Source organism: Actinomadura soli (assembly GCF_005889715.1).
Taxonomy (GTDB): Bacteria; Actinomycetota; Actinomycetes; order Streptosporangiales; family Streptosporangiaceae; genus Spirillospora; species Spirillospora soli.
Map to the genome: position 1 here is coordinate 22,902 of NZ_VCKW01000054.1, position 15,442 is coordinate 38,343.

At 67.6% G+C, this 15,442-nt stretch carries 14 protein-coding genes and 1 pseudogene; 10 read left to right on the forward strand and 5 right to left on the reverse strand.

Annotated features, from left to right (window positions below):
- Positions 1 to 26 precede the first annotated feature (26 nt).
- From ETD83_RS13250 to ETD83_RS13260, 3 genes are read left to right on the forward strand one after another with little or no spacing between them, the layout of a single operon-like run.
- On the forward strand, positions 27 to 974 hold the full coding sequence (locus ETD83_RS13250) for an ABC transporter ATP-binding protein (RefSeq protein WP_230420877.1): 948 nt from the start codon (positions 27 to 29) through the stop codon (positions 972 to 974).
- Positions 971 to 2,380: an ABC transporter permease subunit gene (locus tag ETD83_RS13255; protein ID WP_138645404.1), complete on the forward strand. Its 1,410-nt coding sequence runs from the start codon at positions 971 to 973 to the stop codon at positions 2,378 to 2,380. Before ETD83_RS13250 ends, ETD83_RS13255 begins: the two co-directional genes overlap by 4 nt.
- On the forward strand, positions 2,377 to 3,156 hold the full coding sequence (locus ETD83_RS13260; RefSeq protein ID WP_138645405.1) for an ABC transporter permease: 780 nt from the start codon (positions 2,377 to 2,379) through the stop codon (positions 3,154 to 3,156). Before ETD83_RS13255 ends, ETD83_RS13260 begins: the two co-directional genes overlap by 4 nt.
- 209 nt (positions 3,157 to 3,365) lie before the next feature.
- Here the strand turns inward: ETD83_RS13260 and fgd are convergent, their stop codons facing one another.
- Both fgd and ETD83_RS13270 read right to left on the reverse strand, forming a co-directional pair.
- Positions 3,366 to 4,370 carry a glucose-6-phosphate dehydrogenase (coenzyme-F420) gene (fgd, locus tag ETD83_RS13265; RefSeq protein ID WP_138645406.1) on the reverse strand — a complete coding sequence of 335 codons (1,005 nt, stop codon included), beginning with the start codon at positions 4,368 to 4,370 and terminating at the stop codon, positions 3,366 to 3,368.
- A gap of 5 nt (positions 4,371 to 4,375) precedes the next feature.
- Positions 4,376 to 5,347: an LLM class F420-dependent oxidoreductase gene (locus ETD83_RS13270; protein ID WP_138645407.1), complete on the reverse strand. Its 972-nt coding sequence runs from the start codon at positions 5,345 to 5,347 to the stop codon at positions 4,376 to 4,378.
- Positions 5,348 to 6,074: 727 nt separating this feature from the next.
- Between ETD83_RS13270 and ETD83_RS43630 the strand changes: the two genes are divergently transcribed.
- Positions 6,075 to 6,575 carry an SDR family NAD(P)-dependent oxidoreductase gene (locus ETD83_RS43630; protein WP_205717647.1) on the forward strand — a complete coding sequence of 167 codons (501 nt, stop codon included), beginning with the start codon at positions 6,075 to 6,077 and terminating at the stop codon, positions 6,573 to 6,575.
- Positions 6,572 to 6,784: pseudogene (locus ETD83_RS45950) on the forward strand (SDR family oxidoreductase); the annotation flags it as partial. The gene ETD83_RS43630 and the pseudogene ETD83_RS45950, both read left to right, overlap by 4 nt.
- A 179-nt stretch (positions 6,785 to 6,963) precedes the next feature.
- On the opposite strand, the gene ETD83_RS13285 reads toward ETD83_RS45950, so the two are convergent.
- A complete protein-coding gene (locus ETD83_RS13285; RefSeq protein ID WP_138645409.1) occupies positions 6,964 to 7,638 on the reverse strand; it encodes a winged helix-turn-helix transcriptional regulator in 675 nt (224 codons plus the stop codon).
- 171 nt (positions 7,639 to 7,809) lie between these two features.
- On the opposite strand from ETD83_RS13285, the gene ETD83_RS13290 reads away from it, so the two are divergent.
- From ETD83_RS13290 to ETD83_RS13300, 3 genes are all read left to right on the forward strand, one after another.
- Positions 7,810 to 9,225, forward strand: a complete 1,416-nt coding sequence (locus ETD83_RS13290; protein ID WP_171064178.1) for an MFS transporter — start codon at positions 7,810 to 7,812, stop codon at positions 9,223 to 9,225.
- A gap of 29 nt (positions 9,226 to 9,254) precedes the next feature.
- Entirely contained in the window at positions 9,255 to 9,560 is a 306-nt protein-coding gene (locus ETD83_RS13295; RefSeq protein WP_138645411.1) for a hypothetical protein, read from the forward strand.
- 93 nt (positions 9,561 to 9,653) lie between these two features.
- The gene (locus ETD83_RS13300) at positions 9,654 to 10,646 is read left to right on the forward strand and encodes a sigma-70 family RNA polymerase sigma factor (protein WP_268920451.1); all 993 of its coding nucleotides are present in this window, start codon (positions 9,654 to 9,656) and stop codon (positions 10,644 to 10,646) included.
- A 2-nt stretch (positions 10,647 to 10,648) separates the two neighbouring features.
- Here the strand turns inward: ETD83_RS13300 and ETD83_RS13305 are convergent, their stop codons facing one another.
- Positions 10,649 to 11,233: a maleylpyruvate isomerase N-terminal domain-containing protein gene (locus ETD83_RS13305; protein ID WP_138645413.1), complete on the reverse strand. Its 585-nt coding sequence runs from the start codon at positions 11,231 to 11,233 to the stop codon at positions 10,649 to 10,651.
- A 234-nt stretch (positions 11,234 to 11,467) separates the two neighbouring features.
- On the opposite strand from ETD83_RS13305, the gene ETD83_RS13310 reads away from it, so the two are divergent.
- Positions 11,468 to 11,881, forward strand: coding sequence for an SgcJ/EcaC family oxidoreductase (locus tag ETD83_RS13310; protein ID WP_138645414.1), 414 nt, complete (start codon positions 11,468 to 11,470; stop codon positions 11,879 to 11,881).
- A 632-nt stretch (positions 11,882 to 12,513) separates the two neighbouring features.
- Entirely contained in the window at positions 12,514 to 13,509 is a 996-nt protein-coding gene (locus ETD83_RS13315) for an IS3 family transposase (protein ID WP_138645415.1), read from the forward strand.
- A 402-nt stretch (positions 13,510 to 13,911) separates the two neighbouring features.
- Here ETD83_RS13315 and ETD83_RS42455 read toward each other — a convergent pair.
- On the reverse strand, positions 13,912 to 15,442 hold a 1,531-nt coding region (locus ETD83_RS42455; protein WP_407921479.1), incomplete at its 5' end, for a DUF6973 domain-containing protein.

The window sequence follows — 15,442 nt, forward strand, 5'->3', positions numbered from 1 at the left end:
TTCCGGCGCTGGCTTTGATGGTTGCCGTGAACGCGAATCGACGAGACGCCGCGCCCACGATCGAGGTCCGTGGCGTGCGCAAGCAGTACGGGCGTGTCCTCGCGGTGGACGGCCTGTCCTTCACCGTCCCGCCCGGGCGGGTGACCGGGTTCGCCGGCCCCAACGGAGCCGGCAAATCGACGACGCTGCGATTGATCCTCGGCCTGGACGCGCCCGATGAGGGCAGTGCCCTCATCGGCGGCCGTCCCTACCGCGGCCTGCGTACGCCCCTGCGCGAGGTGGGGGCGCTGCTGGACGCGGGCGCGATCCATCCGGGCCGGCGCGCCGACGATCACCTGCTGTGGTTGGCGCACAGCAACGGGCTGCCCGTGCGGCGGGTCCGGGAGGTCCTTGAGCAGGTCGGCTTGGCGCAGGTGGCGCGGCGCCGGGCCGGCGGCTTCTCCCTGGGGATGAGGCAACGCCTCGGCATCGCCGCAGCGCTTCTCGGGGACCCGCCGGCACTGATGTTCGACGAGCCGGTGAACGGCCTTGATCCTGAGGGCGTGCACTGGATCCGCGGGCTGCTGCGCGGCTTGGCGGCCCAGGGCCGGACCGTGCTGGTCTCCAGTCATCTGATGAGCGAGCTCGAGGACACCGCCGATCACTTCGTCGTCGTCGGCCGGGGACGGCTCCTGGCCGACGCCGCCGTGCGCGATGTGCGCGACGCCGCTTCGGAGGGGCGCTACGTGCTGCGGACCCCGCGGCCGCCCGAGGCGGCCGGCCCGCTGCGGTCCGCCGGTGCCGCCGTGACCGTCTCCGGCCCGGACTCGCTGATCGTCGGCGGCCTGGCCGCCGACCGGATCGCGGCGCTGGTCACCGCGGCCGGGGTGACGTTCTCGGAGCTCACCGCGCACCGGGCGTCACTGGAGGAGGCGTATCTCCGCCTCACCCGCGCGGTCACCGACTACACCGCGTCGGCGGAGGAGCGGCGGTGAGGGCCGGACGGCGGACGGCGGGGACCGGCTTCGGCGGCCTGATGCGCGCCGAGTGGACGAAGCTCCGGTCGGTGCCGTCCAACCTCTGGTCGCTGCTCGCCGCGATGGGGCTGATCGTCCTGTTCGCCGTCATGATCTCGTCGGGGAACCCGGGCACCTACGCCGAGACGCCCTACGTCGACCGGTTCCGGTTCGCGCACCAGACGCTCACCGGCGACGGCTCGATCGTCACCCGCGTCCGCGAACAGCAGTCCGACCATCCCTGGGCCATGGCCGGTGTGATGATCAAGCAGAGCGCCACGGCCGGGGCGCCGTATGCGGCTGTTGCGATCACCCCCGGCCACGGCGTCCGGATGCAGGCGCGCTTCACCACCGACATCGCCGGCGGCGCGCACCGCGCACCGCACTGGCTCAAGCTCATTCGGGCGGGCGCCACCATCAGCGGATACGAGTCCGCCGACGGGCGCACGTGGCGCCGCGTCGGCGCGGTCAGCCTGCCCGGGCTGCCGCCGAGCGCCGAGATCGGCCTGTTCGCGACCGCGCCGGGCGGGGAGCGCACCGTCCCCATGCGGCCGGCGCTGATGAAGACCGGGCCCGCGAAGGCAACCTTCGACAAAATCAGCGTGACGGCTCCCGCCCTTCGGCCGCCGTGGCGCGTGGACGACGTGGGCCGCGAGGATTCACCGGAACCCCCGGCCACCGCTCTGCCACCGGACGACGGCGGCGCCTTCACCCTGGCCGGCCTGTCCGGAGACATCCTCGGGCAGACCGACGACGGGAGCCGGGTCATCGCGGCGGTCGCGGGCAGCGTCGCGGGACTGGTTCCGCTGCTGGCGCTGGGCGTGTCCTTCATCGCCTCCGAATACCAGCACGGTCTGATCCGCACGACCTTCACCGCCAGCCCACGGCGCGGCCGGGTGCTGGCCGCGAAGGCGGTCGTGCTCGGCGGCGTCACCTTCGCCGCCACCTTGGTGGCCGTCGTCGCCGCGTTCCTGGCGAGCCAGCCGCTGCTGCGCCGGCAGGGCATCGGCCCACCGGCCTACCCGGACCCCTCGCTCACCGACCCGACCGTGTTTCGAGTGCTCGTCGGCACCGCCGCGTTCCTGTCGCTGATGACAGTGTTCGCCCTGGGCCTCGGAGCGGTGCTGCGTCGCGTCGCGGCGGCCGTGCCCGCCGCCGTCGCCATGGCCCTCGCGCCGATACTGGTCACACCGTTGTCCGGCAGTCCCTGGCCGCAGCGGCTGGCGCCCCTGGCCGCGCTGTCGATCCAGCAGGTCAAAGAGACCGACGACGCTTTCCTGCTGCCGTGGGCGGGCCGTCCCTGGACCGGGCCGGCGCTCTTGACGGCCTATGCGGCGGCCACGCTCGCCATGGGCTGGCTGCTGATGCGCCGGAGGGACGCATGAACCGCGCATTGCTCGCCGAATGGACCAAGATGCGCACCGTGCCGAGCACGGCCTGGACCCCGTGGACGGCCGCCGGCCTGACGATGGCGCTGAGCCTTCCGATCGTCGCAACCGCAGGGCCGGACACCACCGCCTGCGGCGCCGCAACGGGATGCGATCCCGTCCGGCTCAGCCTCACCGGCGTCCAACTGGGCCAGCTCGCCGTCATCGTGACGGCCGTCCTGACCATGAGCGCCGAGTACGGCACCGGACTGATCGTCCAAACGCTCACCGCCGAGCCACGCCGTCTACGCGTCCTGACCGCCAAGGCGATCACCGTGACGGCGGCGGCGCTGGGCGCCGGTCTGGTGAGCGTGGCCGGCTGCCTGATCGCCGGTCATGTACTGCTGCCCCGCGGCGACCTGTCCTCACCACTGACCCCGATCACCGGGCCGGCGATGCGGGCGGCCGGCGGAACCCTCCTCTACTTCGGCCTCATCGCGCTGTTCAGCCTCGGTCTAGCCGCCGCCCTACGCGACACCGCCACAGCCCTTTCGACCGTCTTGGGGCTGCTCTACATGCCCGGGATCCTCACCCGGTTCATCGCCGACGAACGCTGGAACACCCTGGTGGACAGGTACGCGCCCATGTCCGCCGGACTCGCCGTCCAGAGCACCGACAACCCGTCCGCCCAGTCCATCGGCCCATGGGCCGGCCTGGGCGTCCTCGCCGCGTATGCCACCGGCACGATGGCCGCCGGCGCCGTTCTGTTCCATCGCCGCGACGCGCGTACATGACCGCGCCGCCGCTTCCCCTGTTGACGCCGAAGCGCTTCCGTACCGGCCGACTTCGCCGGTGGTAAGGGCCCCAGAGTTCGACGTCACGTACGCGTGAGAAGGCCGGGACTGTAACGCTGAGGCCCCGGCCTTCTCCAATCTTCCGGTGGCGTAGGCAAGGACCTTCGGGCAGAGCACTTCTGCGCCCCGCAATCGTTCCACCGTCAGGTTCAGAACTCTTCGCGCAGCCTGGGCAGGATCTCCCGTCCGTAGAGCTCGAAGAACCGGTCCTGGTCGGGGCCGGGGGAGTGGAAGACGAGGTGGTCGAAGCCGAGATCCACGTAGGCCCTGATCCGCTCGACGTGCTCGTCCGGGTCGGTCGAGACGATGAAACGTCGAGCGGCCTGCTCCAGCGGAAGTTCGTCGGCGAGCCGCTGGAGCTCGACCGGGTCGTCGATCCCTGCCTTCTGCTCGGCGCTGAGACCGAGTGCCGCCCAGAACCGCGTGGCCAGCGTCGCGGTCTCCAAGTCGGAATCGAAGGACACCTTCACTTCGATCATCTTCTCCAAATCGTCAGGCGATCGGCCGGCCGACTCCGCGCCGGTGTGGATCGCGGGCAGGAGGGTGTCGGTGTAGAGCGCCGGGTCCTTGCCCGAAGTGGTGATCCATCCGTCACCGGCCCTTCCGGCGAAGCGGGTCGCGGCCGGGCCGGACGAGGCGAGCCAGATCGGGATCTCCTTCTCCGGCCGGTCGTAGATCGTGGCGTTGGCCGTGCGGTAGTACTCGCCCTCGAACGTCACGCGTTCGTCGCGCCACACCGCGCGGATCAGCTCGACCGCCTCGCGCAATCGGGCGAGCCGTTCCTTGCCGCTCGGCCACTCGATGCCCAAGGGCGCCTCGTTCATCGCCTCGCCGCTGCCGAGGCCTAGGACGACCCGCCCGGGATACAGGCTCCCCAGGGTGGCGAAGGCTTGGGCGATGACCGCCGGGTGGTAGCGGAACGTCGGAGTTAGCACGGAGGTCCCGAGCACGATCCGTTCCGTACACGCGCCTAGGGCTCCCAGCAGCGGCAGCACGGCCGGAGCGTGCCCGCCGTCGTGCCGCCACGGCTGGAGATGGTCGGACAGGAATACCGAGTCGAAGCCGTGCTGTTCGGCCAGTGCCCCGTACTCGAGAAGCTCCGTGGGCCCGAACTGCTCGCTGGACGCCTTGTAACCCAGCTTCAACGTCCGCATGCCGCTTACCGCCTGAATTCGTGGGCGCCGTCGGCGGTCGGGTAGAGGAACTCGGACGCGAAACGACGCACCGTGTTGGGGTCGCGCGCATCGAGGAAGCCGACCAGCAACTCCTGCACGCCTGCGTCCTCGTAGGCCGCCAGACGCTTGCGGATCGTATCGACGGTCCCGATGAGGCCGTACGACGCCACGTCATCAGGGAAGACCTGGGGAGCCCACGGGGGCACCGCCGCGCGTGCCTCCTCATCGCTGTCGGCGATGATGCAGAGTCCGGTGGACGTACGCGTGATCTCTTCGCTGGGCCGTTCGACATCCTCGCAATGGGCGCGCAGGATGGCGTCCTTGCGCCGGAACTCGTCCGGCGAGGTCTGAATGTTGCAGGCGTCTCCGAACTCGGCCACCGTCCGCAGCGTGACCTTCTCCCCACTTCCGGCGATCATCATCGGCACGTGGGGCGACTGCACTCCCTTCGGCTCGTTGATAGCCCCGTGGACCTGGTAGTACTCGCCCTCGAACGTCGTCTCCGGCTCGGTCCACATCGACCGGATGATCTGGACGGCCTCACGCAACCTGGCCAGGCGTTCACGCACGCCGGGGAACTCGTAGCCGTACGAGACGTACTCGGCCTCGTACCATCCGGCTCCGATGCCGAACGTGAAGCGCCCCTGTGACAGCACGTCCAGTGTGGAGGCCATCTTCGCCTGAAGCGCGGGACTGCGGTAGCTGACCCCGGTGACCATCTGGCCGATGCGCACCCGACGCGTCTCCCGCGCCAGCGCGGCCAGCGTCGTCCAGACCTCGAACGTAGGTGCCGGGGCGGGCGGGAGCGTCACGAAGTGATCGGGCGCCCACACCGTCTCGTAGCCGCTCTCGTCCGCCGCGTGCGCCAGCTCGATGATGGTGTCGAACGCGTCAACGGGATCGTGCTCGGCGAATTCGTGCCCGAACCCGGTGGGCAGGTAGAGGCTGATCTTCATGGTCGCAGATCCCTTTCCTGGTCGCAGATCCGATGTAGGAGGGAGAACAACCCCATCCGCCAATGAAGACTCGCGACCTCATGCAAAGGAATCGGACGACGCAGGCGGTCTCGCGGGCATAGAACCGTGGCAGGGCTCCATGGCCGCCGATTCCTCAGAGATAACCGTGGCCCGGCAGGTTTCTCCCGTTCAGTGGCGGCTGCGCGTCCGATGCCCGTCGAACGCGTCCAATGAGGTGAACACTGCGAAGCAATCCACATGCCGGGCGGCGGCGGGCTGATGCCGGCACCGACACCATGAGCCCGCAGTTCACCGCGGACGAGCTGTGGGTAGCGGTGACGGAGGCGCACCGGGCAGGACTGCCGATCACCGCGCCGTCCGCGCGGGAGTCCGCGTGGATGGCGCGGATCTGCTCGGTCAGCCAGGCGTGCCGCAGTGCCCGGGCCGAGGGCGGACGACGGCGCCACAGGTGGAAGCGGATTCGGAGACATCCATTATCTTGCAGCAGTCGCGATCGGCAGCCCCTCTTTGGCCATTACCTCGATGGCTTCGCACTTCCTTTTGGGGCACCGTCTCTCTCAGCAGTTCGATCGCTCGCGGGGTGATGGTCGGCTCGGTCTCCAACTCAGTGATCCTGCGCCGCGCTGCGACCGGTTCGGCCCGGTCCGTCGAGGTCAGGCCCGGCTCCAAAACGGAGTCGATACCGCCCTGCCGCAGCCACACATAGATGGTCTGGCTGGGCGTGACCAAGTCCGCGGCCACCTGGCGGACCGGCCGTCACCAGATCGAGCACCTTGCGGCGAAGCTCCGGGGGATAACTACGTGGAATCGGCTGCCTCTCCTCGTGATCAACAGCACGAGGATTCCAGCAACCCGACACCACCCGAGCCGGGGCACATCACGGGCGTCACGAAAGCCGGGGCAGCTCATTGCGGTCCGCTCCGAGTTCGGTACCGACAGCGACGTGGACGTTCTGTTCGCCGGGCTCGAAGCCGGGCTAGGCGGACGGCCGCTGGACGTCCTCGTGAATAACGCCGCGATCCAGGACTATGACGCCACCACCGAAAACGCGACGACCGCGGCCTTCGAGCGGGTGTTCGCGGTCAACGTGCGGGCCCCGCTTTTCATCACCCAGCGCGCGCTGCCGATGATGCGGGACGGCGGGCGGGTCATCAACATCTCCTCGGCGTCACATGGTTCGCCATCCCCGAGATCGTGTACTCCATGAGCAAGGGCGCGATCAACGTCTTCAGCCGCTCGCTGGCCCGCACGCAGGGCGCACGGGGAATCACGGTCACCACGGTGTCTCCGGGGATCGCCGAGACGGACATGAACGCTTGGCTGCGGGGTGACCCCGACTCCGTTCAATTCGTGGCCGGCATAACCGCGCTCGGCAGACACGGCCAGCCCAGCGACATCGGTGACGCGGTGGCGTTCTTCGCCTCGGACGACGCACGGTGGATCACGGGCCAGACCATCGAGGTCAACGGTGGCCTGTTCCTCGGGCCGGCAGGCGAAAATAGAGCTGAGGCCCTAACGGACGAACGGCAGGCTGGGCGCCCGCTATTTGGTCGCGCTGCCCGAACTCCCGGTGCCCTCCGCGCCGGGCTTTGTCATCAGTCTCTGTTCGGGATCTGGGCAGTGGGCGGCAGCGGGAACAGCGAGAGAAAACGCTCGGCGATTGCCACGGGACCGTCGATGGTCAGATCGCCGGCGTTCAGTGCCGAAGTGAGCGAGTGGTCGCCCCAGATGAGGGCGCTCAGCGTGGCGGAGTCGGTCTTGATGGCGAGGTCAGGCGAGTCGGCTTGGCCACGGGCCGCTTCCAGCCCGCCGCTGGTGATCTGAACTCCGTAGACGTCGGTGCCGAGATGCAGTGTCAGCCGGGCGGTGAGGCCTTCGGCTGCCTGCGGGTCGAACAACGTTGTGAGGGCCAGGATCAGGGAGTCGGCGCTCATCTCGGCATCGATCGGCAGGAAGGGCGAGCGGGAGCCCCAGCGGGCGAGCCCCTTGATCACGGGTTCGAGTTCGCTGCCCCACTCGGTGAGCTCATAGACGCGGGACGCCGCCGGCGGAGGCAGGGTCCGCCGCTGCACGACGCCCGCGTCCTCCAGCTCACGCAGCCGCTGAGCAAGAACGTTCGGACTCGCGCTAGGCAGGCTTGAACGCAGGTCAGTAAAACGTTTGGCGCCAAGGAGGAGCTCACGGGCGATCGGCAGCGCCCAGCGCTCACCCACCAGATCCAGTGCGTGCGACGTGGCACAGCCGTCGGCGTACTTGCGCTTACCCGTCATGAGCCCATGCTAGCGCGCCTGATGCAAAAAACGTTCTCTATGATTGTTTTTAAGGACTATCTGGTAGTAGTCTAGGACTGTCGAAATGGAGCATGACTACCAGCGAGGGGTGTCGTGATGGCTCATGACCAGTCGGTAGAAGCTCGGCCCGATCCACGGCGGTGGAAGGCCTTGGCGCTCCTGGGCACGGCGTTCTTCATGGTGATCCTCGATTCGACGATCGTTCTCACCGCCGTCCCGTCGATGCAGGAGGATCTGCGCCTGTCGGTGTCGGGTGTCCAGTGGGTGCTCATCGGCTACGCGCTGGCCTTCGGCGGGCTGATGTTGCTGGGCGGCCGGGTCGCGGACCTGCTGGGACGCCGCCGCGTGTTCATGGCGGGCGTCGCGCTCTTCGCGGTCTCGTCACTGCTGTGCGGACTCGCCTGGACTGGGGGCGTGCTGATCGTGTCCCGCGCCGTTCAGGGAGTGTCGGCGGCGTTGATGGCCCCGACGGCGTTGTCCATCGTGATGTCCATGTTCGGCGAGGGCGCTGACCGTAACAAGGCCCTGGGTATCTGGGGCGGGCTCGGCGGCGTCGGTGCGACGGCCGGGCTGCTGGTGGGCGGAGTCGTCACCGCAGGCCTCGGCTGGGAGTGGATCTTCTACATCAACGTGCCTGTCGCGATCGCGCTACTGGCGTTGAGCCCGCTCCTGCTGCAGAAGGGCCAGGCCAGCGCCGCGATCCGTACCTTCGACGCCGCGGGGGCGACAACGATCACCGCAGCGCTGCTGCTGCTCGTCTACGCCGTCTTCAAACTGCCTGAATCTGGGTGGGCCAGCGTCCAGACGACCGGCCTGCTGATGGCGGCGTCGGTCCTCGTCGCCGTCTTCGTCGTGGTCGAGTCACGCTCGGCGGCGCCTCTGGTGCCGCTGCGCGTCTTCCGGATGCGCACGCTCGTCAGCGGCAACCTCACTATCTTCACCGTCGGGCTGGCCGTGGACGGGATGTTGTTCCCGCTGACCTTGTACGCCCAGGAGGTGCTCGGATACTCGGCGCTGCAGTTCGGCCTGTTGAGTGCCGTCATGACGGTCATGTCGATCGCCGGCGCCATGGCCGGGCAGAGCCTTGTCACCAGACTGGGGGTGCGGGCGACCGCGGTGCCCAGCATGCTCCTGATGGGCCTGGGCTCCCTCCTCCTGGTCCGAGTGCCCGCCGACGGCAGCTTCGTCAACGACCTGCTGCTCGGTCTGCTGATCTTTGGCCCCGGTCTCGGCGGAGCCTTCGTCGCCTCGCAGATCGCCGCACTCACCGGGGTCTCCGAAGAGGAGTCCGGGTTGGCCTCGGGGCTCGTGGACACCTCGTTCAACATCGGCAGCGCGGTCGGGATCTCGATCGTCACCATGGTCGCCGTCTCCCGCACCGACCAGCTCCTCGCCACCGGGCGCCCCGCGCCCGTCGCCCTGGCTGAGGGCTATCAGTCGGCATTCTGGGCGACCGTGGTGTTCGCCGGTGTCGGTCTGCTCGCCGCCCTGCTCCTGCGCGGAACTCCCGACACAAGCCGGCCCGCTGAGCAGGTGGACGCCGAACCTGTCGCCACCCCCAAATGAGCACAAGATCCAAAACCAAGGGAGATCGCATGAGTCAGACCATCGCCGTCCAATACCACACGCGCCCGGACTCAGCCGATGAGAACCAGCGGCTGATCGAGCAGGTCTTCGCCGAGTTGCGCGCGACCGCCCCCGACGGTCTGCGCTACGCGGTGTTCCGGCTCGCCGACGGTGTCAGCTTTCTGCACATCGCGGTGACCGATACCGAGAACAACCCTCTCCTGGGGACACCGGCTTTCAACCAGTTCACCAAGGCCATCGGCGACCGGCTGGCTGGACAGCCGATCCAGCAGGACGCCACCTTGATCGACTCCTACCGCTTCATGGCGACCTAGGGCTCCCCGCCGCTCCCTTCGGCAGGGAGCAGCCCTCATGGACGGCGGAACGATTCCTTTGCCGATCGGCGGTGGTCTCTATGGGGGGACACGCTGAAAGCTGGTCAAGGAGCGCAAATGGAGAATGCCGAAGAATTCGCCGATCTGGTGGAGCCGTTCCGCCGTGAGCTTCTGGCGCACTGCTATCGCATGATGGGAACCCTGGACGAGGCCGAGGACCTCGTCCAGGAGACCTTTCTGCGCGCCTGGCGGTCCTACGAGGCGTTCGAGGGACGCTCCTCGCTGCGTGTTTGGCTGTACAAGATCGCCACTAACACCTGCCTGTCCGCGAGGGAGAGACGCGCCAGGCGTCCATTGCCCAGTGGTCTGGGGCCACCGAGCGATGATCCATTCCAAGCGCCGGAGGCCCCCGGCAGCACGGTGGTGTGGTTGCAGCCGATTCCCGACGCAATAGTGACCTCTGGCGGCCCCGCCGACCCCGCCGACATCGTGTCCTCACGAGAGAAGCTGCGGCTCGCGTTGACGGCCAGCCTGCAACATCTGGCACCACGGCAGCGAGCGGTCTTCATCCTGCGCGAGGTGCTGGACTTTCCGGCGGCCGAGGTGGCCCGGATGCTGGACATCTCCGTGGCCGCGGTCAAGAGCCTGCTCCAGCGTGCACGCGCGGGCATGGCACTGGCAGCCCCGGAAGTCGCCGCGGAGCCCACCGAACCGCAGGGCCGTGCGCTGCTGGAGCAGTACATGACCGCCTTCGAGAACTCCGACCTGGACGCCCTGGAACGCGCGCTGCGCAAGGACGCCGCGCTGGAGATGGTCGGCTACACGACATGGTTCTCCGGCTTGGAGACCTGCCTGCGCTACATCGACCAGGTGATCGGCCCACCGGGCACTTGGCGGATGATGCCCACCCGAGCCAACGGGCAGCCCGCCGCCGGCGCCTTTCTACGCAGAGCCGACGGCGCCTACGACGCGTTCGGCATCGCCGTCCTGACAGTGACCTCCGACGGCATCAGCCGCATCGTCCTGTTCGCGGAGCCCGGTCTGCTCCCCAGGTTCGGCCTGCCCTCCAGCTTGCCGTCGAGCTGACCTCAGGCCTTACGAACCGTCCCTCCCAGCAGGGCGATCAGCCGCTCTCCGGGAGCAGCCCTCGCTCTCGTCGACACCCTTGGTCCGTACCGCAAGTGATCGACCCCCTCACCCGTGGAGAGCAGCGGGAGGACCTCCAGGAGATGCCTGCCGAGCACCGGCGGTATGGGTTCTTCCCGACGACAAGCCCACCCGATCTCCCACCCATGGACGGTCAACTCCAGAGCGGCGGCGGTCACCAGGACCCCACGCAGTAGGCGCCGGTCGTCGATCACCACGCGGCTGTCGGGGCCCGCGTTCGTTCCGGCCGCGGCGAGCAGGCGGCGGGCACGGTCGTGGAAGGACGCGACCAAGCCCTCGGGAGGCTCAGGATGGCCGCGTTCCGGGTGGCCGATGACCGCTTCGGTGAGGCCCTCCAGGAAAACGTCGATGGACTCGTTCAGATGACGCAATAGGGCCTCCACATCCCAGCCCTGGCGCGGTGTCGGTTTAGCGAGGTCCTGTGGTCGTACCTGGCGAAGGCAGTCGCCCGTGTAATCGACGGCTGCCTCCGCAAGGCCGAGGGGGTTGTTGATCCGCATGAACATGAAGACCCCACCGACACCCGGAAGGAACCGGAACCGGGATCAAGATCAGACGACCTGAACCATGCCGATTCGCCCTCCACCTCGCACAACTACGCACCAGAGCGGCTTGTCAGAACATTCGCCCAGCCCGGTTAACGATTCCTTTCTGGCTTTCGGCGGTCTCCATGTATAGGAGGCTCCGCGGCGCGGCGCCGCAGCAGCAGCGCCAGGAAACATGACGCCAAGAGGAATGTGATGACCGGCCACAACACGACACATGTCGATGCCGAACGCGCCGTACGCGCTGTGCTCGATGAGGTGTATGCCGCCTGGGCCCAGGGCGACGCGGACGCCTTCGTCGTGCCGTACGCAGAGACCGCCACCGCGACTCTGCCCGGCACCTATCTGCCCAGCAAAGAAGCAATCCGCGACACCATGGCCCGCCTCTTCACCGGCGCGTTCGAGGGCTCCAAAGGCATCCACAAGGTGCGGAACATTCGATTCGTTTGCTCCGACCTGGCCATCGTGAGCAGCCAAGGGGCGGTGGTCTTCGCCGGCCAGACCGAGCCGGGCAGCTCGAGCCTGGCGCTAGAGACATGGGTGCTGTCCGAAGAGGACGGTGCCTGGCGAGTTCAAGCCTTCCACAGCACCCCAGAACACACGGGCTGAGTGAGAACAGAGAAAGAAACAACGCCGAGCAATGAGTCAGAGGCAGTCAAGAAGCACTGGTCCACGGTCCGCGCGGCCTTTGGGTGGCCAGACGCCAAGCATCCGCCGACCGATGAAGCCTTGGGGCAACCTGACAGCCGAACCCCGGCCAGCCGACTTTATCGAAACTACTGCGGCCGGCCTGCCCGCGCGCTGGGCACTCCCCAAGTCAATCACCTAGGCCCCCCGAGCGTCGCCTGCAGCCCCTCGTTTGCGGCTGGTGACACGTCCGTTAACGGCACGTCCGCCGTGAGTTCAGCGCTGCTGAAGGCTCCTCAACAGGAATTCGCGGCGTTTCGAACGCTCAAGCCCGCGAACTGGGCGGGTTCAAAGAGGGTAGCGCCTCCTGGAGGGGGTGTTCCTAGAGCGGTGTCATCACAGGGAAACGAGGATGTGAGCCGATGCTGGCGGTGGCCGATGTCGGCCGTGGGGTCAGTCGTTGGTGCGGTCGGGTGGGGGGTCGGATCGCTGTTCGTAGGGTCGCAGGATGGAGGTCCCTGCCCCTTCATTTCAGCCTGAGGTGAAGCCCACCGGGTTCGGTGAAGTCCTTCAAGCCAGTCATGATCTTGGCTGGTAGGAGGAGAATCGCCGCGATGTCAGCACCACGCAAGTACCCCCAGGAGCTCCGTGACCGGGCCGTCCGGCTGGCCATGGAGTCCGACCGTCCCATCGCTCAGATCGCGGCCGATCTGGGCATCCACCGCGAAGCCCTGCGTATCTGGGTGCGCCAGGCCCAGGCCGACGCCGGCCAGCGGTCCGAGCAGCTGACCACCGTCGAGCGGGAGGAGCTCAAGCGGCTGCGCAAGGAGAACAACGAGCTCAAGCGCGCCAACGAGATCCTCAAAGCGGCCTCAGCGCTTTTCGCCGCCGAGCTCGGCCAGCCCCGGACGAAGTGGTCATGGTGGTCGATCACCTGCGTGACCGCTTCGGGGCCCGTGCCGGTGTGCCGCGTCCTGGACCTGTGCCCGGGCACCTACTACGACCGCAAACGCCGGCCACCGTCCGCCCGCGCCCAGCGCGATGCGGTACTGATCGAGCAGATCAGCGACGTTCATCAGGCCAGTTACGGCACCTATGGCGCCTACCGCGTGCCCAAGCAGCTGCGCCGCCAGGGCGTTCAGGTCGCGCGGTGCACGGTGGAACGGCTGATGCGCGCCCACGGCCTGCAGGGCGTGCACCGCCGGGACCGGCAGCGCACCACCACACCCGGCGAGACAGCATCACGGCCGCCGGACCTGGTCAACCGGCGGTTCACCGCGGACCGGCCCGACCAGCTATGGCCAGCGGACATCACCAGCCTCCGCTACACCACCCGGCTGACCGACCTGGGCGTCGTCGCCTCGGTCGGGTCGGTCGCCGACTCCCACGACAACGCGATGGCCGAGTCGCTGAACGCCACGTTCAAGACCGAGCTGATCCACCGCCGCTCCTGGCGCACCCGCGACCAGGTCGAGTACGCCATCGTCGAATGGGTCGGCTGGTACAACCACCGCCGTCTGCACACCGCCATCGGCGACGTCCCACCCGTCGAGTACGAGATGGCGTACTACCGTTCGATCAACACACCAGCGCCGACCGGCGCCAGGTAAACCGGACTTCACCAAACCCGGTGGGCTTCACCGCCGTGCGGCGGCGCCGTCGCTGCCCAGTGGGCTGGTCACCGTGCGGCTGCGCGTCGGGTCGCTGGACTCTGCCCTCGAAGGCGGCTGAACGATCGGTCCCGACGGCCACCGCCGTGACCTGTGCGCGGGTTCCGCGTACCAATGGATTGCGCGAAGCCCCGCGCCGGATCGACCGCCCAGCCGGCCTTGGTGCACATCACCGCTGTGGACGGCCGCGGAGTTCGGCTCCACCGAGCCTGCCGTCAGCGCGGCGCTCGCGTACACCGGCCGGTCCGCCGCCTGTAATCGAAACGCGCCACTCCTGCGCCTGTTACACGACGGTACGGCACCGTGCGATCAGCGCCTGCGGGCGAGTGCGGGCGAGCCGGATCAGGTCGGGTCCCCTTCCAGATCGGTTCGCTTCTGCAGCTCTCCGCGTGCCCACATCTGGCGGGCGGCGTCGAAGCACTGGTACGGCGCGTTCACCTGGTCGGCGAGTTGCTGGCCCTTGGCGTTGTTGATTTCGTCGGCCTTGTTGTCCGCTTCGGTGCCCGGCCTCGCCACTTCGTGTGCGTTGCCGAGCTGTGTGGCGAAGTCCGCGCCGAACGCCTTCTTCAGGTAGCACTGCCACAGCGCGTGGCGGACCGCGTTCTGCTCCTCGGCGTCCGTCATATGCCTGACTTCGAAATAGACGAGAGCGTAGACGAACAGCACCCGGTCCGCGGGGATGTTCGTGTCTCGCACGACGTTGTACTCCTCCTCGGAGAAGTTCTTCCCGAACCATTCCACATATTCCGCGAGTTGGGTGAAAGGATAACCTATGGTTTGCAGGCGGTTCGCCAGGTCGACCAGCCTCTGCGCCAGTCTCGTGATGAATTCATGGTAGATCCGCGTTACCATCGAAGGCGGAGCCGACGGGGACGAGTCCCACATGAACCTCGAAACCCAGGCTGCGTCCTCGGGTTTCAACCCCCCGTACATCGCCGCCGTCAACCCCGCCACGGTCACCGGCTGTGGAGAGCTGCGCAGCCTGTACCACACTGCCGCCAGGAGACCTATTCCGGCGGCGAACAGTAGAGTGGTGGTGGCGATGAACCGACGGTTCAGTTGTGCCGTCGAATCCATTGTGGGGTACACGTCCTGGGACGGAACGGTGTTACACACACACCAGAATCCCACGCCGGCGGGTACCTCCATGGTCATGGTCCAGTCGCCTGGCGTGGGGTTCCTGATGACGAGACACTGAATCGATGAACCCGACATGATCACCAGTTGGTTGTCGTCCTGGATGTCGTGGTCGTATACGGTTCCGTCAGGGCCGGTGGTCGTCATCACCGCGCCGTCCGGGAATTCGGCGTTGTCGACACTCCTGGTGAGGACAACATAGAGATACGGTGCCCCCTCCTCGACGTTCAACGTGTGGCTCGAAGTGTGCCTCTGGTCGGGGCCGTCCGTGTTGCTGCATTGACAGTAGGCGTATGAATTCGTACCGTGCAGGTCGAACCAGGTGGAACGGATGGCCGGCAGCGTCAGAGTCGAACAGAAGAGCCCGTTGGATGTCGACTGGTGGGTCTCCACTGCCGACTGCGCGTTGCACGTGACCTTCGGAACCAGGCCATCGCCGTAATGCTGACTCTGCTCGTCATTCCATGTAATCATGTCTGCGTCGATTTGACCGGTGCCGCGATACCAGAGCGTGTTGGCGCCTTGTGACTGGTGTACTTCCACGACCAGCCCGTCGTTGGTGATGGCGACGGAGGGGGTAATTCCTTGGTCGTACTCGATGCTTCCGCCCCAGTCGATCGTGTCGCCGTTGACCCTGCCGACGTGATACCAGAGGGTGCTGGCGCCTTGTGACTGGTGTACTTCCACGACCAGCCCGTCGTTGGTGATGGCGACGGAGGGGGTGACTCCTTGGTCG